Genomic DNA, 24,040 nt, shown 5'->3' with positions numbered 1-24,040 from the left:
TAAAGCCATTCGCACGTAATGTAAAATTCCCAGCATAAAATTTTGTTGTTGCAAAATACCACGCTCGGATTCCTCCTAAACACACTCATTCACACCTATTATCTGGATGTTTAGTCCATTTGTCCTATTGTTAGGTTAGAGCACATTGTGCAGACTTCCTATGGCTACAAACGGCGAGTCACGCACGCCGTATTCGGTCATCCGGGGAACACTGAGACTGAGCGCTGTCAGATTTTATGGCTGGAACAAGATAAGTTTAGGCTGGCATCTGCCGCAGAAAATGCGTGGTAACACTTTAAGTTTGTCTTTGACATTCAGGAGGATTTCCTGTGAATAAATCAATGTTAGCAGGTGTGGGTATCGGCATTGCGGCAGCTCTGGGTATTGCTGCTGTTGCGAGTATGAATGTTTTCTCCAGCGGACCGCAATACGCACAAGTTCTTACTGCGACACCGATAAAAGAGACGATAAAAACGCCACGACAGGAATGCCGCAATGTTAGCGTCACTCACCGTAAACCGGTGCAAGACGAGCATCAGGTTGCCGGTTCAGTCTTGGGCGCGGTAGCCGGTGGCGTGCTGGGGCATCAGGTCGGGGGCGGGCGTGGTAAGGATATCGCTACCGTAGCAGGCGCACTGGCGGGGGGCTATGCCGGTAACCGAGTGCAAAGTAATATGCAGGAAAGTGATACTTACACCACCACTCAACAGCGTTGCCAGACGGTTTACGACAAGTCGCAGAAGATGCTGGGATATGACGTCACCTACAAAATTGGCGATCAGCAGGGGAAAATTCGCATGGATCGTGATCCAGGTACGCAGATCCCGGTCGATAAAAATGGTCAACTGATACTGAACAACCGAGCATAATATAAACTCTGTTGTCGAAAACCTGGTACCAATAGCTCGCGACCTAGTGTTAATTCTGATCGTTTAACGTGATTTATAAGCGAGTGGCATTAACATTAGCGCGGGTTTTTCATTTCTGAATACCCGCGCTAACCATATGATTAAGTGACATGACTTGATTAAGCTACGCAGTGTTGGGCAAATGCCGCCAACAGCTCACTGATAAACTTCAACCGTTGCGTCCTGTCACTCAAATCCTGCATAAACTTCAGTTTTGTCGGCCCCTCCAGCCGGAAAATCTGTGGTTGGCGCTGTAGCAGCCCGATGAGATAAACCGGGTCCACTCTGTTTTTATCACCAAACTCGATAAAACCACCGCGCTCATTACCTTCAATCCGCTTGATTCCGAGCTTCTGCGCGTGCTGGCGCAATTGTGCGGTATGTAACAGGTAGCGTGCCGCATCCGGCAGCTTGCCAAAGCGATCGATCAGCTCAACTTTGAGTTCATCCAGCTCCTTCTCATTACGTGCGCTGGCGATACGCTTATAGAACGAAAGCCTGATATTCACATCTGGAATGAATTCTTCTGGCAGCAACACCGGCATCCGCATTTCTATCTCGGTCTGGTTGCTGGTCAAATCTTCCAATGAAGGCTCTCGCCCCTCTTTTAGGGCATCCACCGCACTTTCCAGCAGCTCCATATACAGCGAGAAGCCGATGGTGGTCATCTGGCCGCTTTGGTCTTCACCTAATAGCTCACCGGCACCACGAATCTCCAGATCATGGGTTGCCAGCGCAAAACCGGCCCCCAAATCTTCCAATGAGGCAATTGCTTCCAGCCGTTTTTTGGCATCAGTGGTCATGGCTTTCGGATTTGGCGTCAACAGATAAGCATAAGCCTGATGGTGGGAGCGCCCGACACGGCCACGTAATTGGTGTAACTGCGCCAGACCAAAGTGGTCAGCACGTTCGATAATAATGGTATTTGCACTGGGAATATCAATCCCTGTTTCGATAATGGTGGTACAGACCAAAACGTTAAAGCGCTGGTGATGGAAATCATTCATCACCCGTTCCAGATCCCGCTCACGCATCTGCCCATGACCAATGGCAATTCGTGCTTCTGGCACTAGCTCAGCCAGCCGTTGGGTGGCTTTTTCGATATTTTCCACATCGTTATAGAGATAATAAACCTGCCCACCACGCAGAATCTCACGCAGAATCGCTTCTCGCACCACCAAGCTATCGTATTCACGCACGAAGGTTTTCACTGCCAGTCGGCGTGCCGGTGGCGTGGCAATAATCGATAAGTCGCGCATACCGCTCATCGCCATATTTAATGTTCGCGGAATAGGTGTGGCGGTGAGGGTCAGAATATCTACATCGGCGCGCATCGCTTTGATGCGCTCTTTGTGGCGCACCCCGAAGCGGTGCTCTTCATCGACAATCAAAAGACCAAGGTCGTGCCAGTGCAGGTCACTTTGCAGCAATTTATGCGTACCGATAATAATATCGACTTTGCCTTCGGCGGCTTGTTCCAGGATAACTTGTTGCTCTTTGGCACTGCGGAAGCGAGACATCATTTCAATGCGCACCGGCCAGGTGGCGAAACGATCGCGGAAGTTATCAAAGTGCTGTTGCGCCAGCAGGGTGGTTGGCACCAATACTGCCACTTGTTTGTTATTGGCTACCGCGAGGAACGCCGCCCGCATTGCCACTTCGGTTTTACCGAAACCCACATCTCCGCATACTAAACGATCCATCGCCAACGGTTGGCACATATCGCTGAGTACGGCATTGATAGCCTGTTCTTGATCCGGCGTGGTTTCAAATGGAAAGCTTTGGCAGAATAACTGGTATTGTTCGCGATCGTGCTTAAATTTAAAGCCCGCTTTAGCGGCGCGTTGAGCGTAGATATCCAGCAGTTCGGCGGCAACATCACGCACTTTTTCTGCGGCTTTCTGCCGTGCGCGGCTCCAGACATCGCCACCCAGTCTATGTAGCGGTGCGTTTTCATCGGCCCCACCGGAATAGCGGCTGATCAGATGGAGCGATGAGACGGGCACATACAGTTTATCTTCACCGGCGTAAGTCAGTATCAGGTATTCAGCTTTGATGCCACCGGTTTCCAGTGTGGTTAAACCCAGATAGCGGCCCACGCCGTGCTCCAGATGCACCACCGGTTGACCTGGGCGCAGTTCTGCCAGATTGCGGATCAGGGTATCGGTATTGATGGTGCGGCGGTTATCCTGACGGCGGCGGCTGACGCGTTCACCCAGCAAATCGCTTTCACAAATTAGCGCTAACTGTTTGTCAGTATCAAGGAAGCCGCGCTCGGAGGCACCAATCATTAAATAATGACCGGGTTTTCCCGCCTGAGACAATTGCGTTATCACCGTTGGGCTGAGTTTTATCCGTGCCAGCAAATCCTGCAATGTTTCACGACGGCCCTCACTTTCCACCGAGAACACCACACTGCCGCTGAATGACTCAATAAAGCGGCGCAGGTTATCCAATGGCGCTTTTTGCTGCGCCTGAACCGCTAAATCGGGCAGTGGCTGATAATGTAAGTTGGTATTGGCGGTTTTATCCGCGAGTTCATCGGTCTTAAATTGGACGCGTGGCCATTGCTTTAACTCACTGAACAGCGAGTCAACTCGCAACCACAGGGTATCTGGAGTCAGCAGTGGGCGCATCGGGTCAACACGGCGGCTCTCGAAACGCTGGTTGACATCGAGCCAAAAACGCTCGGCTGAACCTTCCAGATCGCCGGTATTCACCAATAAGGTATTTTCAGGTAAATAACTGAATAGCGAGGGCAGTGGCTGGCTAAAGAACAGCGGTTGCCAGTATTCGATACCGGCAGGCCAAATACCTTTACTCACCTGCTGATAGATGTGTTCAGCATCACGGCGCACTTCAAACTGTTCGCGCCACTGGCTGCGGAACAGCTCAATCGCGGCTTTGTCTATCGGAAATTCATGAGCGGGCAGCAGGTTTATCTGTTCAACTTCAGACAACGTGCGCTGTGAGTCAACGTCAAACACTCGCAGGCTGTCAATGTCATCATCAAAAAAATCAATGCGATAGGGTTCTTCGCTGCCCATTGGATACAGATCAAGCAATGCACCACGGGTAGCAAACTCACCATGTTCCATCACCTGATCGACGCTGCGGTATCCTGCTTGCTCAAGCTGAGCGCGCAACTTATCCCGTGACAGGTGCTGGCCTTTCTTCATCACCAGCGCATGACCATGCAGGAATTCGTGCGGGCATACCCGCTGCATCAGGGTATTAATCGGGAGAATAATAACACCGCGTTCCATTGCTGGGAGGTGATATAAGCAAGACAGACGCGCTGAAATAATATCCTGATGCGGCGAGAAACTGTCGTAGGGCAGTGTTTCCCAGTCGGAGAGGGTGCTCACCGGTTGCGAAGAGAATTGCTGGATTTCATCGCGCAGGCGCAGTGTTGTTTGCATATCCGGAGTAATTAACATCACCGGGCCATCATGGCGTTCAATGATTTGCGCACATTCGACCGCACAAGCAGAGCCAGTCAACTGGCCTAACTGGCGGGTATCACCGCGTCGTGTCGGCAATGAATAACGATATTGTTGGGACATAAGTAGTTAAACAGTCTCTTGGTTTATGGTTAACCGGTTATTTCAGCTGTACAGCAGCAACAGATGATAAATTATCTCGGCGGCTATCCTAGCACGCGAGAGGGGATAGCCACAGACTGGCGCTCTGATTTGGAATAAAAGCCGAAGATATAGGCGGTTAATGGTTCCATAAAGCGGTAGTACCCTTTATTATCCTCAATCACTTTGCTTTAGCAACAGGATCTAAACAGATTTCATGTATCAACCTGTCGCATTATTTATTGGCCTGCGCTACATGCGTGGGCGTGCATCGGACCGTTTTGGTCGGTTCGTCTCATGGCTTTCTACTATTGGCATCACTTTGGGCGTGATGGCGCTGATCACCGTATTGTCGGTGATGAATGGTTTTGAGCGTGATTTGCAGAATAATATTTTAGGGCTGATGCCGCAGGCGCTGATTACCACGCCGCAAGGCTCGCTTGACCCGAATAAAATTCCTGCCTCGGCACTGAAATCACTGCGCGGCGTGACGGATATTGTGCCGCTGACCACGGCTGATGTGGTGTTGCAGAGCGCGCGTAATTTGGCCGCTGGCGTTATGTTGGGCGTTTCCCCAGATCAACATGAACCGCTGGCAGATTATTTGGTGAACGTGCATCTGAAAGATTTGCAGCCGGGTAGCTATAATATGATTCTTGGCGAAAAACTGGCCGCTCAATTGGGCGTTAAACGGGGTGAAACCCTGCGTTTGATGGTGCCGAGCGCCAGCCAGTTCACCCCGATGGGGCGCATTCCCAGTCAGCGTTTGTTCACTATTATCGGTACATTTGCCGCTGACAGTGAAGTGGATGGCTATCAGATGCTGGTTAATCAACAGGATGCCTCACGACTGATGCGCTATCCGCCGGGTAATATTACCGGCTGGCGCCTCTTCCTTGACCAGCCGCTGTCGGTAGATAGCCTGAGCCAGCAGACCTTGCCGGAGGGTACGGTATGGAAGGACTGGCGTGACCGCAAAGGTGAGCTATTCCAGGCGGTGCGGATGGAGAAGAACATGATGGGGCTGCTGCTTAGCCTGATTATTGCTGTCGCGGCCTTCAATATTATTACTTCGCTCGGCTTATTAGTGATGGAAAAACAGGGCGAAGTGGCTATCTTGCAAACTCAGGGGTTGAGTCGCCGCCAAATCATGTTGGTGTTTATGGTGCAGGGCGCGACGGCCGGTGTTATCGGCGCGTTGCTCGGTGCAGGGCTGGGTATTTTACTTGCCAGCCAATTGAACACCCTCATTCCGATCCTTGGTTTGCTGATCGACGGTGCCACCTTGCCGGTTGAAATTAACCCCGTTCAGGTCACGGTGATTGCCCTGTTGGCGATGGTAATTGCTTTGCTCTCCACGCTCTACCCTTCCTGGCGCGCTGCCGCCGCACAACCTGCCGAGGCTTTACGCTATGAGTAACCATCCTTTATTACAGTGTTTAAACCTGTGCAAACGCTATCAGGAAGGCCAACTGCATACCGACGTCCTGCGCAATGTATCGTTTACTATTGAAGCCGGTGAGCTGATGGCGATTGTCGGCAGTTCCGGTTCGGGTAAAAGCACGTTGCTGCACTTGCTAGGCGGCCTGGATTCCCCAACGTCCGGTGAAGTGATTTATCAGGGGCGTTCATTGAATCAATTATCGTCCAGTGCAAAGGCAGAGTTGCGTAACCGTGAATTAGGTTTTATCTATCAATTCCACCATTTATTGCCTGATTTTACCGCGCTGGAGAATGTCGCGATGCCACTGCTGATTGGCGGTGCCAAACCGGTCGAGGCACAAGATAAAGCCCGTGCGATGCTGGCCGCAGTCGGGCTGGAGAAACGCAGCAAGCATCGCCCTTCGGAGTTATCCGGTGGCGAGCGCCAGCGTGTTGCCATTGCCCGCTCGCTGGTGAATAACCCTTCATTAGTGCTGGCGGATGAGCCGACCGGTAATCTGGATCAGCGTAATGCCGACAGTATCTTCAATTTGCTGGGTGAATTGAATGTCCGTCAGGGCACGGCCTTCTTAGTGGTCACCCACGATTTGCAATTAGCGAAACGGATGAGCCGACAGCTTGAAATGCGTGATGGTCAGTTGCAGCAACATTTGACGTTGGTGGGGGCGCAATAGTGGCAATGGGAATGGGGGTGTCGCCACTGTCACTGCTGATTGGTTTGCGCTTTAGCCGTGGCCGTCGCCGTGGCGGTATGGTGTCGTTAATCTCGGTGATTTCCACCTTGGGTATCGCCTTGGGCGTTGCGGTACTGATCGTCGGCTTAAGTGCAATGAACGGCTTCGAACGTGAGCTGAAAAACCGTATTTTAGCTGTTGTACCGCATGGCGAGATTGCAGTGGTTAATCAGCCATTCAGTGGCTGGCCACAAACCCTACAGCGCATCGAAAAGGTGCCGGGTATCGTCGCTGCGGCACCGTATATCAATTTCACCGGTTTGATTGAAAACAATGCTCAACTGCGTGCAGTGCAGATAAAAGGGGTTGATCCACAGGCAGAACAGCATCTTAGTGCGCTGCCGAGCTTCGTGCTAGGCAATGCCTGGGAAAGTTTTAAAGCCGGGCAGCAGCAGATTATTTTAGGGAAAGGCCTGGCGGACGCCTTAGGCGTGAAGCAAGGTTCGTGGCTGACGGTGATGATCCCCAACAGCGACCCCGAGATGAAATTATTGCAACCTAAGCGTATTCGTTTACAGGTTGCCGGGGTGTTTCAGCTCAGTGGCCAGTTAGATCACAGCTTGGCACTGGTGCCGCTGGCGGATGCACAGCACTATCTGGACATGGGTGACAGTGTCACTGGAATAGCCATCAAAGTAGATGATGTCTATAACGCCAACAAACTGGTACGCAGTGCGGGCGAGGTGACGAATGCTTACGTCTATATCAGTAGCTGGATTGGTACCTACGGCTATATGTATCGCGATATCCAAATGATCCGTACTATCATGTATCTGGCGATGGTATTGGTGATTGGTGTGGCCAGTTTTAATATCGTTTCCACGCTGGTGATGGCGGTAAAAGATAAAAGTGGTGATATTGCCGTGTTACGCACACTTGGGGCTAAAGATGGTCTGATCCGGGCAATCTTTATCTGGTATGGCTTGCTGGCTGGGCTAATCGGCAGTGTCTGCGGGGCGGTGATTGGCGTGATTGTTTCTCTGCAACTGACTCACATTATTCGCGGACTGGAACGGTTGGTCGGGCATCAATTCTTATCGGGCGATATCTATTTTATCGACTTCTTGCCATCAGAATTGCATTGGTTTGATGTGGCGTGTGTGCTGGCGACTGCGTTGGTGTTGAGTTTAATTGCCAGTTGGTATCCGGCCCGTCGTGCCAGCCGTATTGATCCGGCACAGGTGCTTAGCGGGAAGTAGCTTATCGGGTAATCACTTCGCTGGCGATACTGTGCGGGCAGTCATTAATAAGGGTGAGCGGATGTATTACGGTTTTGATATGGGTGGTACCAAGACAGAACTGGGTGTATTTGATGCCAACCTGCAATGTGTGTGGCAAAAACGCGTTCCTACACCGCGTGAAGACTACCCGCAACTGTTGCAAATATTGCAGAATCTAACGCTGGAAGCCGATGCGCACTGTGGTGTTAAAGGCAGTGTCGGTATCGGTATTCCCGGCTTACCTAATGCTGATAATGGTACGGTGTTCACAGCCAATGTGCCCGCTGCAATGGGGCAATCGTTGCAGGGTGACCTTTCTCGCCTGATTGAACGTGAGGTCCGTATCGATAATGATGCTAACTGTTTTGCATTGTCTGAAGCCTTGGATGCGGAGTTTCGTCGCTACCCAACGGTTCTGGGGTTAATCCTCGGTACTGGTGTCGGTGGCGGCCTGATTGTGAACGGTAATATTGTCAGTGGGCGAAACCATATCACCGGTGAGTTTGGCCACTTCCGTTTACCAATCGATGCGTTGGATATCCTGGGTGCCGATATTCCACGAGTGCCATGCGGTTGCGGCCATACTGGTTGTATTGAAAATTATATTTCCGGGCGCGGTTTTGAGTGGATGTATCAGCATTTCAATCATGAATCTTTACCTGCCATCCAGATTATTGCTAACTATAATACGGGTGAACCTAACGCTGTAGCACATGTTGAACGCTTTATGGATGTGCTGGCCATATGCTTAGGTAATCTATTGACGATACTTGATCCGCATTTGGTTGTTATCGGTGGCGGGCTGTCTAATTTCGAAAAAATTTATCAGGAACTGCCAAAACGCTTGCCGCAGCATTTATTGCGCGTGGCGCAATTACCACGCATTGAAAAAGCGCGTTATGGTGATGCTGGTGGTGTTCGTGGGGCGGCGTTTCTGCATTTGAGTGAGCGTTAGTTATTATTAATAACATACCCAAACTAATTGATGTTGCAGGTCGGCAGCAGACGAATGAATCCCGGTGAGCTTACATTGGTAAGTGATACGGGTGAGTGAGCGCTGCTAACAACGCTGTAATTTCAAATAAGTAGGGATAATAGAGGCAAAAGGTTATGCGCATTCGCCATCGGCTATGTCGCTTTCGCAAGAACAAGCATTTGCGGCACCAACGTTTTCGCTCCCGCATTTTTCATCGGGACAGTGCCGTCACATCAGAAATGAAAAAACCGTTTGTCGTGGTTCTTACCGGTGCGGGGATTTCTGCCGAATCAGGTATCCGTACTTTTCGTGCCGCTGACGGCTTATGGGAAGAACACCAAGTTGAGGATGTGGCTACTCCTGAAGGGTATCGACGGGATCCTGAATTGGTACAGGCATTTTATAATGCGCGTCGCCGCCAGTTGCAGCAACCCGAAATTGCACCGAATGCCGCGCATTTCGCGCTGGCAGATTTGGAAGCGGTGCTGGGTGATAACTTCGTACTGATTACCCAAAATATTGATAATTTGCATGAAATGGCGGGCAGTAAGCGCGTTATCCATATGCATGGTGAGCTGCTGAAGGTGCGTTGCACTCAGTCTGGCCAGGTATTGGATTGGCCGGGCGATCTCAGTGCGGATGAGCGCTGCCATTGCTGCCAATTCCCATCCCCCCTGCGGCCACACATTGTTTGGTTTGGTGAAATGCCGATGGGAATGGATGATATTTATCAGGCATTGGCTGAAGCTGATTTCTTTATCTCGATCGGGACTTCCGGCCATGTTTATCCCGCAGCCGGTTTTGTTCATGAGTCGCGTTCGCAGGGCGCGCATACCGTAGAGTTGAATCTGGAACCGAGTCAGGTGGAAAGTCAGTTTGATGAAAAACACTATGGTTTAGCCAGCAAAGTGGTTCCCGAATATGTGCGCGAATTTTTGACAACCTGCGGTGAGAACCGCCAGGGTGACTAATTACCCTGCTTAATCGGAGCCACCGCTTTGATTAAGTAAAAAATGAATGAATAAATAAGCTATAAACCGAACCGGTTGATGGATAATTCACCCGGTTCGGTTCTGCCATGACTTTTACTATTCTGGTTTAAGTTTGTCTAAAGCTGACCTGACGCAATATTTGATGGTGATCACTTCCCCATAATGATATCCACTATTATGAGGGTGGGAACCATGGACAAATTACTCGACCGCTTTTTCAATTATGTCTCTTTTGATACACAAGCAAAAGCCAATGTAAAATCCGTGCCGAGCACTGAAGGTCAGCGCAAGCTGGCTCAGGCGTTGCAGCAAGAGTTGATTGCGCTGGGTTTTTCCCACGTCACCTTAAGCTGCCACGGCTGCGTGATGGCAACATTGCCAGCGAATGTATCCTGGCAGGTCCCCACCATTGGTTTTATTGCACACCTTGATACCTCACCTGATTTTTCTGGTAAAAATGTCAATCCGCAAATTGTCGAAAACTACCGTGGAGGCGATATCGCTTTGGGGATGGGGGATGAAATTCTGTCGCCGGTCATGTTCCCTATATTACATAAGTTATTAGGGCAAACGCTAATCACTACCGATGGTAAAACCTTGCTCGGTGCAGACGACAAAGCCGGTATTGCGGAAATCATTACGGCAATGGTGCGTTTAAAAAATAGCGATATTCCGCATGGTGATATCCGTATCGGATTCACCCCTGATGAAGAGGTAGGCAGGGGAGCGCGGTTCTTTGATGTGGCTGATTTTAATGCGCAGTGGGCCTATACCGTTGATGGCGGCGGTGTGGGGGAGTTGGAGTTTGAGAACTTTAATGCAGCATCTGTGACGATAAAGATTGTTGGTAATAATGTTCATCCAGGAAGTGCCAAAGGAGTGATGGTGAATGCTTTGTCACTGGCAACCCGTTTTCATCAGCAGCTGCCAGTCAATGAAACACCCGAATGTACCGACGGGTATGACGGTTTTTATCATCTGCAAAGTATTAAAGGCACGGTAGAGCGGGCAGAGATGCACTATATTGTGCGTGATTTCAGCCGTGATGGTTTTGAAGCGCGGAAGAAGAAGATAATGGATATCGCCAAATTCGTCGGTAAAGGTTTGCATCGCGACTGTTATATCGAAATCATTATTGATGACAGCTATTACAATATGCGTGAACATATCATTAAGCATCCACATATCATAGAGTTAGCGCAGGAAGCGATGTGCGATTGTGGTATTGCACCGATTATGAAACCCATTCGTGGCGGTACGGATGGCGCGCAACTCTCTTTTCTCGGCTTACCATGCCCAAATATCTTTACCGGTGGTTATAACTATCATGGAAAACATGAGTTTATTACGCTGGAAGGCATGGAGAAAGCGGTTGCAGTTATTATGCGAATTGCGGAATTGACGGCCAGGCGAGCTAAAGAGTCATAACTTACTGGTTATTAGCCAGTTGATGATAGCAAAACGCCCCCACAGTTGGGGCGTTTTCGTGTGACTCGCAGCGGACATTAGTCTTTGAAATACCAATAGCCGCTGTTTACCAGTTCTGACAGTATCGTCAGGAACGCCGGATCTTCCAGTGCGTTACCTAGCTTCTTGGCATCGATACTGAAGTGCTGACACAGGGCATCGGCAGCGGCGAAGTGAGGTGTATCAATCAACTCTCCGTTGACGAAGCAGTTGTCTCCGATACGCAGAGCGCGCAGGCCACCAAGACGCAGTAATGCCTCACCTTGCATCAGTAAGTCATAGATTTCGCTGGCCTGATAAGGTGGCTCTGGAGGCGAGATATCCAGTTCGTGGCGTGATTGAGAGGTGAATTCGCCAAACCAGTTTTGAAAGTGCTCAGGTTGCTGGAGCAAATCCAACATCATGGCATGCAGCTTATCAATTTCCTGCGGCAATACTTCAGCTGGATGCTCACGCAGTGGCAAATCAGGATCGCTGTAGCGGTGGCTACCCAGCTCGCGAGACAACACATAGTCGGCAAAGCCGCTGACCAGTTCGCGGCCATTGGGGGCACGGAAACCGACAGAGTAATTCAGCGCATTTTCAAGTGCATAGCCTTCATGGGGAAAGCCCGGTGGGATATAAAGGATATCGCCAGGTTCCATTTCTTCATCAATGATGGCATCGAAAGGGCCAACTTGCAGTAAGTCTGGATGCGGGCAATGTTGTTTCATTTCAGTTTTTTCGCCAACCCGCCAGCGGCGGCGGCCAGAACCCTGAATAATAAAGACATCATATTGATCAAAGTGTGGCCCGACGCCGCCTCCTGGGACAGAAAACGAAATCATCAAGTCATCCATGCGCCAGTCTGAGAGTTTGCGAAAAGGGCGCATCAACGCGGCGGCCGGCTCATGCCAGTGATCTACCGCCTGTACCAGCAGTGACCAATTGTTTTCACCTAAATGATCAAAACTTTCAAATGGGCCGTGGGCAACTTGCCAACGGCCATCTTCATGGCTTACCAGCCGGCTATCGACTTCATTTTCCATCGCTAATCCGGCAAGTTCATCCGGAGAGAGAGGATCAATGAAGTTTGCGAAACCGCGCTTGAGGATGACGGGACGTTTCTGCCAATAACGTTGCAGAAAATCAGGCCAATCGAGATTGAGTTGGTAATCCATGTTTATTCCAGGAGAGGGGTGAGCTTGGCTGTGATTATAACGGATGCCAGCTTTTAGTATCAGGGGCTAGCTGGCAAATTTTATTAATCATCGTGATGATCGTGTTGCTGGCCAAAGGTCACCATCATTTTGGCTCCCCCTAGCGGGCTTTCAGTAATGTTAATCTCACCGTGATACTGTTCAATGATTTCGGCGGCGACAGATAATCCAAGCCCTTGTCCTGGGCGCAATGTATCAACCCGTAGACCTCGTTGGAAAATTAATTTGCGTTTACTTTCTGGAATACCGGGGCCATCGTCATCAACCACGATGGTGAGCTGTTTTTCGGTATGAAAAGCTGTAATTTCAACAAATTCTAAACAGTACTTACAGGCATTATCCAGAACATTGCCCATGATCTCCATAAAGTCATTTTTCTCACCGAGAAAGGAAACTTCCGGTGAAATATCCAGCGTTAGCACCACTCCTTTACGTTGATACACTTTATTCAGTGCGCTACACAAGCTATCTAGCAGTGCGGTAACCGAATGGATTTCACGAATTAATGCATTATGCTCAGAACGCATACTGGCACGGTGTAAGTAATAACCAATTTGCTGAGAAATACGGCTTATCTGCTCTAACATAATAGGCTCGACTTCCTCGATAGTCGTCGTTTGCTTGCCGGTTCGCAGAGAGCGCAGCGTGGTTTGCAATACCGCCAGCGGTGTTTTGAGGCTGTGGGTAAGGTCCGACAGGGTAGTGCGATATTTGGTATAACGTTGACGTTCGTTGGTCAGCAAGATATTAAGATTACGCACCAGACCTTGCAATTCGCGGGGTGGGTTTTCATCTAACTGATCACGTTCCCCTTTCTCTAGCTGGGTTATCTGGCTGACCAATGCTTTTATGGGCCGCAGGCTCCAATAGGCCGCCAGCCATAACAAGGGAATGACCAGTAATAAGTTTGCTAGCAGAACATAGCTGAACCAGTTCCACACCAAGTCTGAGCGTTGCAGCTCTTGTGGGATAGTATCTACCACTACAATGGTGAGTTTTGGCAAGCGTGACGTCGCAGGGTAGGTGTTCACTGAGACAGAATGGGTCAGGGCGCTGTTGTCAGTCTCGTCATATTTCTTTAACTGATCCTGAGCCTTCGGGTTATCACCCAACATCATACTACTGATATGTGTTCCAGTATCCAGTTCATAAAATCCCGGTTTTTGTAACCAGCTTTTTTCGATATGAGATTCAAGTTCGGGTACGTGGCGTTGACGCCACAGGATGTTGCCATCTTTATCGTAGATTAGGACGAGTGTTGGGATATTCAGTTCAAGCTCAGGTGGGACTGAAATACTGAGTTTATCGTTATGCCACTGGGCTAAACTGAAGAATAAATTACTTTCGCCCCGGTGAGCGCTAAAAGTATTTTTATCAAAGCTGACGATATAACCAACCACGGCAACCATGCCATACGATAGCGATAACGCCAGAACGACGCCAGCGGTCGCCATCAGGAAGCGCGCGCGAAGAGAAAACGGTTTACTGTCTTTTCTGAACATGTTGTTTAGTTGGCATCAAAACGGTATCCCTGACCACGAATGGTCGTAATCACTTCACCCTCATGTTCTGCCAACAGTTTTTTGCGCAAGCGGCCCATCAATACATCGATAGTGTGGCTTTCACGTAGTTCTGCGTCAGGATACAGTTGCAGCATCAAGGTGTCTTTGCTGACCACTTTTCCTGCATTACGGATAAGAGTTTCGATGATAGTGTATTCAAAGGCCGTCAGTTTAATCTGTTGCTGATTTACGCACAACTCTCGCCGCGAGAGGTCTATTTGGAACGGTGGGAATTCAATCACCTGTGAAGCCAGACCAATGTTACGGCGCATCAACGCCTGCATCCGAGCGATCACCTCTTCCAGATGGAACGGCTTAGTGACGTAATCATCTGCACCTGCCTCCAGCACTGCGACCTTATCCTGCCAACTTTCCCGTGCGGTTAGAACCAGAATAGGTAAGTTTGTTTGGTGGCTACGCCAACGGCGGATCAGACTTAAACCATCTTCGCCGGGGAGACCAAGATCGATAATTGCGATGTCTGGGGCGTGCTCTTGCAAGAAATAGTCGGCTTCTTTGGTATCTTCCGCCGCATCTACCTGATGCCCCATTTCTCGCATTTGAACCGTAAGGTGGTGACGTAGCAAAGCATTATCTTCCACAACTAAAACCCGCATACCACGTTCCTCGATAAGACTTTAGCCGGATAACTAATAATTACCCGGCGAAGTAAAAATAACATCAACGACTTAGAAGTTATAACGTAAGCCGACTTGCATTGCCTGATCATTGACCTTCCAGTTATGGTAGGTATAACCGACTTCAGCCGCAAGGTTTTGTGTGAGGGCATAATCTGTGGTGATCCGCGCCTCATGGAAGGCCCTATGGTCATAATTTGCCAGACGATAGGCAACGCCTAAGCCAATATCCTGTGACAGTCTGCTTTTAATACCCACTTCACCCGTTGCACTGTTGTAGGTGTTGGTCTTCTTGCCGTCTTTACTGGCATCAAAAACCAGCGCATGGCGGCTACCGCCTACCAGAGTATAAAAATCGATATTGGGTGAAAATGCAAAATGATACCCTAAGCCGAGTACAGCTTCTGCAAGACCACGATCATTATTAGCAATACTGCTTATGCGGCCATCAATAAATAAATCATTATCAAAACCATAGCCACCGTTAAGGTAAACTCCCCCCATATCACGATTGCCTATATGGCTGTAATTACTACGATCGAATTGTTTATCAAAACGGTCGTTACTGCTAATTGAACCGTATTGTAAACCGCCAGCCACATAAGTGTAATTGTTCGCCATAACGGTAGTACAGGCTCCCATTAGTGCGACGGATAATATAGTTTTTTTTAGCATAATTGATGATTGCTCCTGGAGGTTAACGTCCTTTTGACATCGAACATTATCGGTGATGCCGACTAAACCATGACTAAACAGGGGCTGATGCAGGGGGATAAAAAGTGATAGAGGCGATGCCGGTGATATAAATCACCGGCATCGCCTCATTGAGTTAGTGAAATTACAGGAGGTTACCTGCCTGCAATTTCGCGACTTGGGTATGTTGAGGCGAAAACATTACTTTAATTCATCAACCATCTTTGTGGCCCGACCAATATAATTGGCCGGGGTCATGGCTTTCAGGCGTGTTTTCTCTTCTTCTGGCAGGGCGAGGCTATCGATAAATGCTTGCATACCGGCAGCATCAACACGTTTACCGCGGGTCAACTCTTTTAGCTTCTCATACGGTTTTTCGATGCCATAACGGCGCATAACCGTTTGGATTGGCTCGGCCAACACTTCCCAGTTATGTTCCAGCTCGTCTTGCAGGTGTGCTTGATTCACTTCCAGTTTGCTTATGCCTTTTAGCGTCGCCTGATAAGCTATCAGTGCATATCCCAGGCCAACACCCAGATTACGCAGTACAGTGGAATCAGTCAGGTCACGCTGCCAGCGAGAAACGGGAAGTTTGCTGGCTAAATGGCCGAGCATTGCGTTTGACAGGCCCAGATTGCCTTCGGAGTTTTCGAAGTCGATTGGGTTTACTTTGTGTGGCATGGTGCTTGAGCCAATCTCGCCGGCGATGGTTTTTTGCTTGAAGTGATTCAGTGCCACATAACCCCAGATATCACGGTCAAAATCGATCAGAATAGTATTGAAACGGGCCACACAGTCAAACAGTTCCGCGATGTAATCATGGGGTTCTATTTGCGTGGTGTATGGGTTCCAGTTAATCCCTAACGATGTGACAAAGCTCTCGCTAAACTGATGCCAGTCTACTTCAGGGTAAGCCACAATATGGGCATTGTAGTTACCTACCGCACCGTTGATCTTACCCAGAATCTCTACTTGAGAGAGCTGACGGAACTGGCGCTCCATGCGGTAGGCTACGTTGGCAAATTCTTTACCTATCGTCGATGGTGTTGCAGGCTGGCCGTGGGTACGGGACAACAGGGGTAAATCGCGGTACTCATGGGCCATGGCCTTAATTGAATCGATAACCTGACGCCACATTGGTAATATCACCTCTTGACGGGCAGTTTGCAGCATCAAGGCGTGGGACAGGTTATTGATGTCTTCTGAAGTACAAGCAAAATGAATGAATTCTGACACTGCGTGCAGCGCCGGGACAGTTGCTACTTTCTCTTTCAGGAAGTATTCAACGGCTTTCACATCATGATTCGTGGTGCGCTCAATGGTTTTGATACGTTGCGCATCCTCTTCATTGAATTCTTGCACGATTTTATCAAGGTAAGCGTTTGCGTCGGTATCAAAAGGTGGAACTTCGCTGATTTTTTCACAGGCGGCCAGTTTTTGCAGCCAACGTACTTCGACCTGTACGCGGAATTTTAACAAACCGAACTCGCTAAAAATTGGGCGCAGCGCGCTGACTTTATCGCCGTAGCGCCCGTCAATAGGTGAAACGGCGGTCAGTGAGGATAATTCCATTGGTGGCGACTCCTGAAGTCAGATTTTAACAATTTTAACTATGAGCAAGAATACTCTGCGCCTGTTTAAACAGGCGGTTACGCGAAAACATCAACTGCAAACGGCTTCCGCCGACTTGCTGCCAAAGTACGGTAGAGCGGATACCGCCCAGTAGTGCGGCGCGAATTTTGGCCTGCACTAGCGTACTTTGTAAGATTGCCGGTGAACCGGTGACCTGAATCCGTGGCCCCAGTGGGCTGATGACATCTGTGTAAATCGATGCCAGCGAACTCATCATCGTTTCAGATTCAAGGTCAAAATGGGCCAGTTGCCTATCAAGCTGACTGATGCGTTCACCCAGGGTATTCATGGCGGACTTGTTGGCATTAAGCTTACGTTCCAACACCATCAGGCTTAGGGTATAACGGGTGAGTTCAGCCGCAGGCCCCTGACGATTAGCGTTCAAAACGCTCTGCAACGTTTCTAACCCCATTTTCAGCGACTGTTCATTGCCGCCATAGACTGCAAGGGTAGACGAGGGATCGGTCTGTAACAGGCTCCCCAGCACGGTATTCAGTGCATCATTATCGCACTGACCTTCATGCGCCAGTTGCTGAACCACACGGGCAGACTGGCAAATGCCTGCCAATGCCAGTGTAATATCATAATAGTTCTTCGCCACAGTCACTCCTGTAAACGTTCTGGTTTAGTTTGTTACGCTGCCGGTCAGTGGATAACGTTCTTCAATGATACCGCCACCCAGGCACACTTCGCCCTGATAGAAGACGGCTGACTGGCCCGGCGTAACGGCGGCCACAGGAGAGTCAAACCGAACGTCAACGCGCTCGTCATCCAGTGGCGTTACGGTGCAGGGAATATCCTGTTGGCGATAGCGTGTTTTTACCACACAGCGGAACGGTGCCGTGACCGGTTGGCGGTCTACCCAGTGAAGCTGTTGCGCTGCCAGGCCAACTGACATCAGCCGCGGGTGTTCATGCCCTTGCGCGACCAGCAGGATGTTGTTAGCGAGGTCTTTATCAACCACATACCACGGGTCATCGCCGCCCTCTTTAGTACCACCGATACCCAAGCCTTTGCGCTGCCCCAAAGTGTGGTACATCAAACCTTGATGTTCACCCACATGCTGGCCGTCTACGGTCATGATAGGGCCGGGTTGTGCTGGCAGATAGCGGCCAAGGAAATCACGGAATTTGCGCTCACCGATAAAACAGATGCCGGTCGAGTCTTTTTTCTTCGCGGTAACCAAATCAAGTTGCTCGGCAATACGACGGACTTCCGGTTTTTCAAGCTCACCCACCGGGAACAGGCTTTGGGCAAGTTGCTCGTGGCTTAAGGTGTAGAGGAAGTAACTTTGGTCTTTATTGCCATCCAGCCCGCGCAATAAACGACTTTTGCCATCGACATCTTGACGACGGACATAGTGGCCGGTGGCGATATAATCTGCGCCCAAGTCTTCGGCGGCAAATTCGAGGAACGCTTTGAATTTAATTTCTTTATTACACAGAATATCGGGATTAGGAGTGCGCCCGGCTTTATATTCTTCCAGGAACAATTCAAAAACGTTATCCCAGTATTCCGCCGCAAAATTGACGGTGTGCAGCTCCATGCCCAGTTTGTCGCATACCGCTTGCGCATCGGCCAGATCGGTCGCTGCTGAGCAATACTCTTCGCCATCGTCTTCTTCCCAGTTTTTCATGAACAAGCCAGCTACCTGGTAGCCCTGCTGTTGCAACAGGTAAGCGGAAACGGAAGAGTCGACACCGCCGGACATACCGACGATTACTTTTTTCTGGCTGTTATCTGACATGGGAGTCTCACTAACGTTCCTGTGACGATTATGGCGGATGATGAGGGTATCTGAACCACTTTTCGTCACGGGTAAGGCATTATAAAAACAAGCGCCGGATTTTATCACGTTGGCGACGGTGCTGCATTGCCGATTTGACATTATCTGAGTAAATCAAATTCAGCTTTTATAGCGGCCAGTTAAAGCAGCCAACCAGATCGAGTGAATAGCGCTCAGGTTGCTGATAACAGCGGATAGTTTCTGCCACTAATGGGGAGCGCAAATTGTCTGCTTGCAGGATTTCATCCGCACTGAGCCACAGACAGCGGTCGATATCACTGTCATGAGGGTGAGTCGCTAGCGGTGCTAATAGCTCAATGACGAAAGCGAAGCGTAAAAATGGGGTGTTGTCTGGCGCTATCCATTGATGCATTCTCAGGAAAGATTGCGGGGTAGCTCGAATACCCGTTTCCTCCCATAGCTCTCTTTCTGCGGCCTGAAGCAGCGTTTCATTCGCTTCCAGATGTCCAGCAGGCTGATTCCATAATTTTTTGCCATTGATAGTTTCTTCGACCACCAGAAACTTCCCTTGAGCGTGAACCACACAAGCGACGGTAACGTGGGGCTTAAACATGGTTTATCTCCTTCCATTCGCCAGGCTGTAGGTCGCCCAAGCTTAAATTGCCCATACTAAAACGTATTAGACGTAGAGTCGGGAAGCCGATATGGGCGGTCATTCTGCGCACTTGACGGTTACGCCCTTCAAAAAGCGTGATCTTTAACCAGCTTGTTGGGATGGATTTACGCTCTCGGATCGGCGGATTACGTGGCCATAACCACTCTGGTTCGCTCACCAATTCAGCGCCCGCCGGTAAGGTTGGCCCATCTTTCAAGGTTATTCCCCGTTGTAGTTGTAGCAGCGCATCATCGCTGGGTACACCTTCAACTTGCACAAAATAGACTTTACCGGTTTTTTGGGCCGGTTGCGTAAGCCTGGCTTGCAACTTCCCATCATTGGTTAATACCAGCAGACCTTCACTGTCGCGATCCAGGCGGCCTGCTGCATAAACATCATTAAAAGGAATAAATTCCTTCAAAGTTGTGCGTCCGGACTCATCGGTAAACTGCGGCAATACGTCAAAAGGCTTATTGAATAACAGTACCCGACGTGGGGTGATAACCGCAGTTCGTGTCGCCTGTGCCTTAGTGCTGAATCGGTTAACTTTGTGATTTTTAACAGAGAATTTATTCATGATTATTGCGATTTTGGATGATTAGCGCATTATACCTCAATCTGTTTCGGATTGGCGTGGAACGAATATTCAAGTAGTATTGACACGAATCTTACAAGGCATTAACAAAATCGCGCTGAAGGAGAGGTTGATGGAAAGCAAAGTAGTTGTTCCGGCAGAAGGTAAGAAAATTACTGTCGATGCTCAGGGTAAACTGGTTGTTCCGCATAATCCGATCATTCCATATATTGAAGGTGACGGTATTGGCGTTGATGTGACCCCTGTCATGATCAAAGTGGTAGATGCTGCGGTTAAGAACGCCTATAAAGGTGAGCGTAAAATCTCCTGGATGGAAATTTACACCGGTGAGAAATCAACCCATGTTTATGGCAAAGATGTTTGGTTGCCAGAAGAGACATTGGATCTTATTCGTGATTACCGTGTTGCAATTAAAGGCCCGCTAACTACCCCGGTGGGCGGTGGTATTCGTTCTCTGAACGTTGCTTTGCGTCAACAACTCGACTTGTATGTCTGTCTGCGCCCAGTGCGTTATTACACTGGTACGCCAAGCCCGGTAAAACGCCCACAAGATACCGATATGGTGATTTTCCGCGAGAATGCCGAAGACATCTATGCCGGTATTGAATGGCAGGCCGGTTCACCAGAAGCTGAAAAAGTGATTAAGTTCCTGCGTGAAGAGATGGGCGTGAAGAAGATTCGCTTCCCTGAACAATGCGGTATCGGCGTGAAACCCTGTTCAGAAGAAGGGACCAAGCGCTTGGTTCGTGCTGCGATTGACTATGCCATTGCCAATGATCGTGACTCAGTGACTCTGGTTCACAAAGGCAACATTATGAAATTCACTGAAGGCGCATTTAAAGACTGGGGTTACCAGTTAGCGCGTGAGGAATTTGGTGGTGAGCTGATCGATGGCGGCCCGTGGGTTAAAATCAAAAACCCAAATAACGGCAAAGAGATTGTTATTAAAGATGTGATTGCTGACGCTTTCCTGCAACAGATCCTGCTGCGTCCGGCAGAGTATGATGTTATCGCCTGTATGAACCTGAACGGTGACTACATTTCTGATGCGTTGGCGGCACAAGTTGGTGGCATCGGTATTGCTCCGGGTGCCAACATCGGTGATGAGTGTGCCTTGTTTGAAGCCACCCACGGTACTGCACCAAAATATGCCGGCCAGGATAAAGTGAACCCAGGTTCAATTATTCTGTCAGCAGAAATGATGCTGCGTCACATGGGCTGGACTGAAGCGGCAGACTTAATCATTAAAGGAACCGAAGGTGCAATCCAGGCCAAGACCGTAACTTATGATTTTGAACGCCTGATGGAAGGGGCTAAGTTGCGCAAGTGTAGCGAGTTTGGTCAGGATATCATCGATAACATGTAAGTTATTGAGAATAAGAGAACCTTGCGGGAGTGTAGGCTGCCGTGAGGTTTTTTTTTATCTAAATACAGTGCGATGGTGGGGGACTGCTCATCACTGTGCCGGTTTTGTGCTTATTTGTTATTGATTCAATATCCATGCACCAAGTCTTCCTTACCGCAATAATTTGAAGAAATTATTTGACTGATTATGGTAACTCTTTATCCTTTACCGCACGTTATCTGGCATATATTTGCTATCTATCCATATTAAGCTTATTTAGCCATCAGTGTTCAAGATATTATAAAAATTTTATTTTTATTTTTCTCTCTTAAAACAGAGGTTTATATTGTGACGAAGGATGTAGAAATCGTTAAAGCACGGCATCCGTTAGATAAGCAGCATATCAAGCTAACTTATGTAACTCATTTTTACTGCAATCAGGGAAATATGGACTCTGTTGAGTCTTTGTTGGCGGAGTATGAGTCGTACCCTGATGATATTAAGGATGCTGTCGAATTTGTCATCGTTGATGATTGCTCACCTTTAGAGTATGAAGTAAAAGATTATGATTTGAATTTCACATGGTTAAGAATAACCACTGATATTCAATGGAATCAGGCAGGTTCGCGCAATTTGGGCGTAACTTACGCAAAATCTGACAAAATTATCATCACCGACTTAGATTGTCTGCTTCCTGCAGACACGCTGCGCTATCTGGTCAATGCCCGTAACCCAGGGCGCTCACTGTATCGTATCTACCGGACCGATGAAAAAACAGGCAAAGCGTACCGGGGTCACCCAAATCTTTTCTTCATGTCCCGAGCGCGTTTTTTCCGGTTGTTTGGCTATGATGAAGAATTTGCGGGTCATTACGGGTCGGAAGATTATCGTTTTGTGAAGTTTCATAAAGATCACGGCACCACGCCGCGTTATCTGCCTAAAAAGTTTAGATGTATTGAGCGTAATGTTGATAGGAAGAAAAGCTACCATTCTCTGAATCGTGATTTGGCGCATAACGCGCCAATTGATGATCGCAAAAAACGTGAAATTTCGCTGTTTGGCCCTGAGTATGGGCACAGCAGAATATTCCTGAATTTTAACTGGGAAATCAAAAAGGTGCATTCACGTCCTGCACCAGTTCCTGAGCGGAAGATATGGTGGCGGCCATTATGGTGGTTCCGTTATCTGTTCAGAACGCTCTCGGCATAACGTTGCTTGCTGTAGAGTCATTTCCCTCAATGAGCCGTTATCTGGCAGCTCATTGGTATTATCGACTGACGCTGCCATGTTTGAAGCCGACACGTTGTGCAGTTTCAACTGGTTATCAACCTGAAGTGAGTGACTTATGATTTCTCCTGCTCCTTTGCCAAGCGCTCCTCCCGTGCACCGCTATGTGGGTTTACTGTCTTGTGCAACTGCCTTTCTGTTAGGTGTTGGTTTACCCACTTCAAATTTTATAATGAATTTATCGCTGGTTCTGGCGGTAATCTGTTTGTTATTTAGCCGTGATACCCGTTATGTCAAAGCCTTGGTAAAAAACCCATTGATTTGGTTACCGGCTCTGATGTTTATTTTGTTAGCTGTATCATTGCTCTGGCATCACAACCTGTACGGTAAAGTGATGGTGAGTAAGTATTCTAAATTATTGTATATTCTGCCGTTAGCGATGTTTTTTTTACTGTCCCGAACACTTGCCAGCTATTTTGCCAAAGGTTTTTTAGTGGCTAATGTGGTTATCCTGGCTGCCAGTTTGTGGGTGGGGGTTCTTCATTTGCCGTTAGGACATATTGACCCGCTTAATCCTTCAGTCTTCAAACTACAAATTACCCATAACTTCTTTATGGCTCTGGCTGCTACGCTATGGCTTTCTCTGGCGTTCCGACATCACGGGGTGAAGCGCTGGGGTTACGTTTTGCTAGTCTGTCTGGCTGTGTATAACATCGTATTTATGGTGCAGGGTAGAACCGGTTATGTAGCGCTGGCTGCGGCTTTTGGTGTGTGGGGGGTAATGTCACTCTCAACCCGCCAGCGCCTGGGCATGATCGTTTGCGGGCTTATCGTCGCAGCGATAATTGTTATGGTGCCAAACCGGGCAGTTGATCGGTTACAACAAGGCGTGACAGAGATTCAAACCTGCTTGGCGGCATCTAATGGCCAGGCCGATACTGCCTGTGATAGCTCAATGGGGCTGCGAACTGCATTTATGCTGGAGTCGGTAAAACTGATTGAGCAAGCTCCGGTGCTGGGCAATGGTGCTGGCGGTTTCTGGTATCAATTCTCCGCAGATGAGTACAGCATTAACCCGCATAATGAATATCTAATGCAAACTGTGCAATCCGGTCTGGTGGGATTAATTCTGTTTCTGGGGTGGATGTGGTGCTATTTCCTTGCGGCTTGGCGTTTGCCAAGTGAGGTCAGAAACGTACTATTGGCGATACTCGGTAGTTATCTGGCTTGTCATCTGTTTAACTCCTTCTTACTGGATTCTTCGGAAGGGCACTTATTTATTATCCTTACGGCGATTGTTGCCAGTTATTCAGTTCGACCGCCCAAAGAACGGTTGGAAATAGAACAAACAGACTAAAACTACTCACAGATCAAATATTTGTTAAATTCAGGAAACAGGTGCACAAAGCGGTACCTGTTTTTT

General features: G+C 48.8%; 21 protein-coding genes. 11 read left to right on the top strand and 10 right to left on the bottom strand.

All coding sequences use genetic code 11. The features are described from left to right. Positions 1-147: 147 nt before the first annotated feature. Both AT01_RS21945 and AT01_RS04285 read left to right on the top strand, forming a co-directional pair. Positions 148-291: a hypothetical protein gene (locus AT01_RS21945; protein WP_158503532.1), complete on the top strand. Its 144-nt coding sequence runs from the start codon at positions 148-150 to the stop codon at positions 289-291. Positions 292-329: 38 nt separating this feature from the next. After that, complete coding sequence (locus AT01_RS04285) at positions 330-869, top strand: glycine zipper 2TM domain-containing protein (RefSeq protein WP_042546217.1); 540 nt, start codon at positions 330-332, stop codon at positions 867-869. A 158-nt stretch (positions 870-1,027) separates the two neighbouring features. On the opposite strand, the gene mfd is transcribed toward AT01_RS04285, so the two are convergent. Further along, positions 1,028-4,474, bottom strand: a complete 3,447-nt coding sequence (mfd, locus tag AT01_RS04280) for a transcription-repair coupling factor (protein ID WP_042546216.1) — start codon at positions 4,472-4,474, stop codon at positions 1,028-1,030. Between the two features lie 235 nt (positions 4,475-4,709). Between mfd and lolC the strand changes: the two genes are divergently transcribed. The 6 genes from lolC (at position 4,710) to pepT (ending at position 11,285) form a co-directional block, all read left to right on the top strand. Next, entirely contained in the window at positions 4,710-5,912 is a 1,203-nt protein-coding gene (lolC, locus tag AT01_RS04275) for a lipoprotein-releasing ABC transporter permease subunit LolC (RefSeq protein WP_042546215.1), read from the top strand. Next, positions 5,905-6,609: a lipoprotein-releasing ABC transporter ATP-binding protein LolD gene (gene lolD, locus AT01_RS04270; protein WP_042546214.1), complete on the top strand. Its 705-nt coding sequence runs from the start codon at positions 5,905-5,907 to the stop codon at positions 6,607-6,609. Before lolC ends, lolD begins: the two co-directional genes overlap by 8 nt. Before the next feature lie 11 nt (positions 6,610-6,620). Then, entirely contained in the window at positions 6,621-7,868 is a 1,248-nt protein-coding gene (lolE, locus tag AT01_RS04265; protein WP_042546213.1) for a lipoprotein-releasing ABC transporter permease subunit LolE, read from the top strand. Positions 7,869-7,929: 61 nt separating this feature from the next. Next, positions 7,930-8,844: an N-acetylglucosamine kinase gene (gene nagK, locus AT01_RS04260; protein ID WP_042546212.1), complete on the top strand. Its 915-nt coding sequence runs from the start codon at positions 7,930-7,932 to the stop codon at positions 8,842-8,844. A gap of 155 nt (positions 8,845-8,999) precedes the next feature. Further along, positions 9,000-9,836 carry a Sir2 family NAD+-dependent deacetylase gene (gene cobB / locus AT01_RS04255; protein ID WP_004701585.1) on the top strand — a complete coding sequence of 279 codons (837 nt, stop codon included), beginning with the start codon at positions 9,000-9,002 and terminating at the stop codon, positions 9,834-9,836. A gap of 213 nt (positions 9,837-10,049) precedes the next feature. Next, the gene (gene pepT, locus AT01_RS04250) at positions 10,050-11,285 is read left to right on the top strand and encodes a peptidase T (RefSeq protein WP_042546211.1); all 1,236 of its coding nucleotides are present in this window, start codon (positions 10,050-10,052) and stop codon (positions 11,283-11,285) included. 77 nt (positions 11,286-11,362) lie between these two features. Here pepT and AT01_RS04245 read toward each other — a convergent pair whose 3' ends face one another. From AT01_RS04245 to rluE, 9 genes are all read right to left on the bottom strand, one after another. Further along, complete coding sequence (locus AT01_RS04245) at positions 11,363-12,484, bottom strand: ribosomal protein uL16 3-hydroxylase (protein WP_042546210.1); 1,122 nt, start codon at positions 12,482-12,484, stop codon at positions 11,363-11,365. Between the two features lie 83 nt (positions 12,485-12,567). Beyond that, complete coding sequence (phoQ, locus tag AT01_RS04240; RefSeq protein ID WP_004701593.1) at positions 12,568-14,025, bottom strand: two-component system sensor histidine kinase PhoQ; 1,458 nt, start codon at positions 14,023-14,025, stop codon at positions 12,568-12,570. 5 nt (positions 14,026-14,030) lie between these two features. Further along, complete coding sequence (gene phoP, locus AT01_RS04235) at positions 14,031-14,702, bottom strand: two-component system response regulator PhoP (protein ID WP_004701595.1); 672 nt, start codon at positions 14,700-14,702, stop codon at positions 14,031-14,033. 72 nt (positions 14,703-14,774) lie between these two features. Further along, a complete protein-coding gene (locus tag AT01_RS04230) occupies positions 14,775-15,398 on the bottom strand; it encodes a YPO1635 family putative outer membrane beta-barrel protein (protein WP_042546209.1) in 624 nt (207 codons plus the stop codon). 219 nt (positions 15,399-15,617) lie between these two features. Continuing rightward, positions 15,618-16,988: an adenylosuccinate lyase gene (purB, locus tag AT01_RS04225; RefSeq protein ID WP_004701598.1), complete on the bottom strand. Its 1,371-nt coding sequence runs from the start codon at positions 16,986-16,988 to the stop codon at positions 15,618-15,620. A gap of 34 nt (positions 16,989-17,022) precedes the next feature. Then, positions 17,023-17,649, bottom strand: coding sequence for a high frequency lysogenization protein HflD (hflD, locus tag AT01_RS04220; RefSeq protein WP_042546208.1), 627 nt, complete (start codon positions 17,647-17,649; stop codon positions 17,023-17,025). 24 nt (positions 17,650-17,673) lie between these two features. Next, positions 17,674-18,795 (bottom strand): tRNA 2-thiouridine(34) synthase MnmA, encoded by a 1,122-nt coding sequence (gene mnmA, locus AT01_RS04215; RefSeq protein WP_004701601.1) that lies wholly within the window; start codon positions 18,793-18,795, stop codon positions 17,674-17,676. 166 nt (positions 18,796-18,961) lie between these two features. After that, positions 18,962-19,408, bottom strand: coding sequence for an NUDIX hydrolase (locus AT01_RS04210; protein ID WP_042546207.1), 447 nt, complete (start codon positions 19,406-19,408; stop codon positions 18,962-18,964). Next, complete coding sequence (rluE, locus tag AT01_RS04205; protein ID WP_042546206.1) at positions 19,401-20,027, bottom strand: 23S rRNA pseudouridine(2457) synthase RluE; 627 nt, start codon at positions 20,025-20,027, stop codon at positions 19,401-19,403. The genes AT01_RS04210 and rluE overlap by 8 nt, the downstream gene beginning before the upstream one ends. 130 nt (positions 20,028-20,157) lie before the next feature. Between rluE and icd the strand changes: the two genes are divergently transcribed. From icd to AT01_RS04190, 3 genes are all read left to right on the top strand, one after another. Next, positions 20,158-21,411, top strand: a complete 1,254-nt coding sequence (gene icd / locus AT01_RS04200; RefSeq protein ID WP_004701608.1) for an NADP-dependent isocitrate dehydrogenase — start codon at positions 20,158-20,160, stop codon at positions 21,409-21,411. A 327-nt stretch (positions 21,412-21,738) separates the two neighbouring features. Further along, positions 21,739-22,599, top strand: a complete 861-nt coding sequence (locus tag AT01_RS04195; RefSeq protein ID WP_042546205.1) for a glycosyltransferase family A protein — start codon at positions 21,739-21,741, stop codon at positions 22,597-22,599. Between the two features lie 136 nt (positions 22,600-22,735). Beyond that, complete coding sequence (locus AT01_RS04190; RefSeq protein WP_042546204.1) at positions 22,736-23,974, top strand: O-antigen ligase family protein; 1,239 nt, start codon at positions 22,736-22,738, stop codon at positions 23,972-23,974. The last annotated feature ends 66 nt before the right edge of the window (positions 23,975-24,040 follow it).

This window comes from Yersinia aldovae 670-83 (assembly GCF_000834395.1).
Classification (GTDB): Bacteria; Pseudomonadota; Gammaproteobacteria; order Enterobacterales; family Enterobacteriaceae; genus Yersinia; species Yersinia aldovae.
The sequence above is the reverse complement of the archived record's forward strand: the minus strand, read 5'-3'. Positions and strand labels throughout refer to the sequence as shown.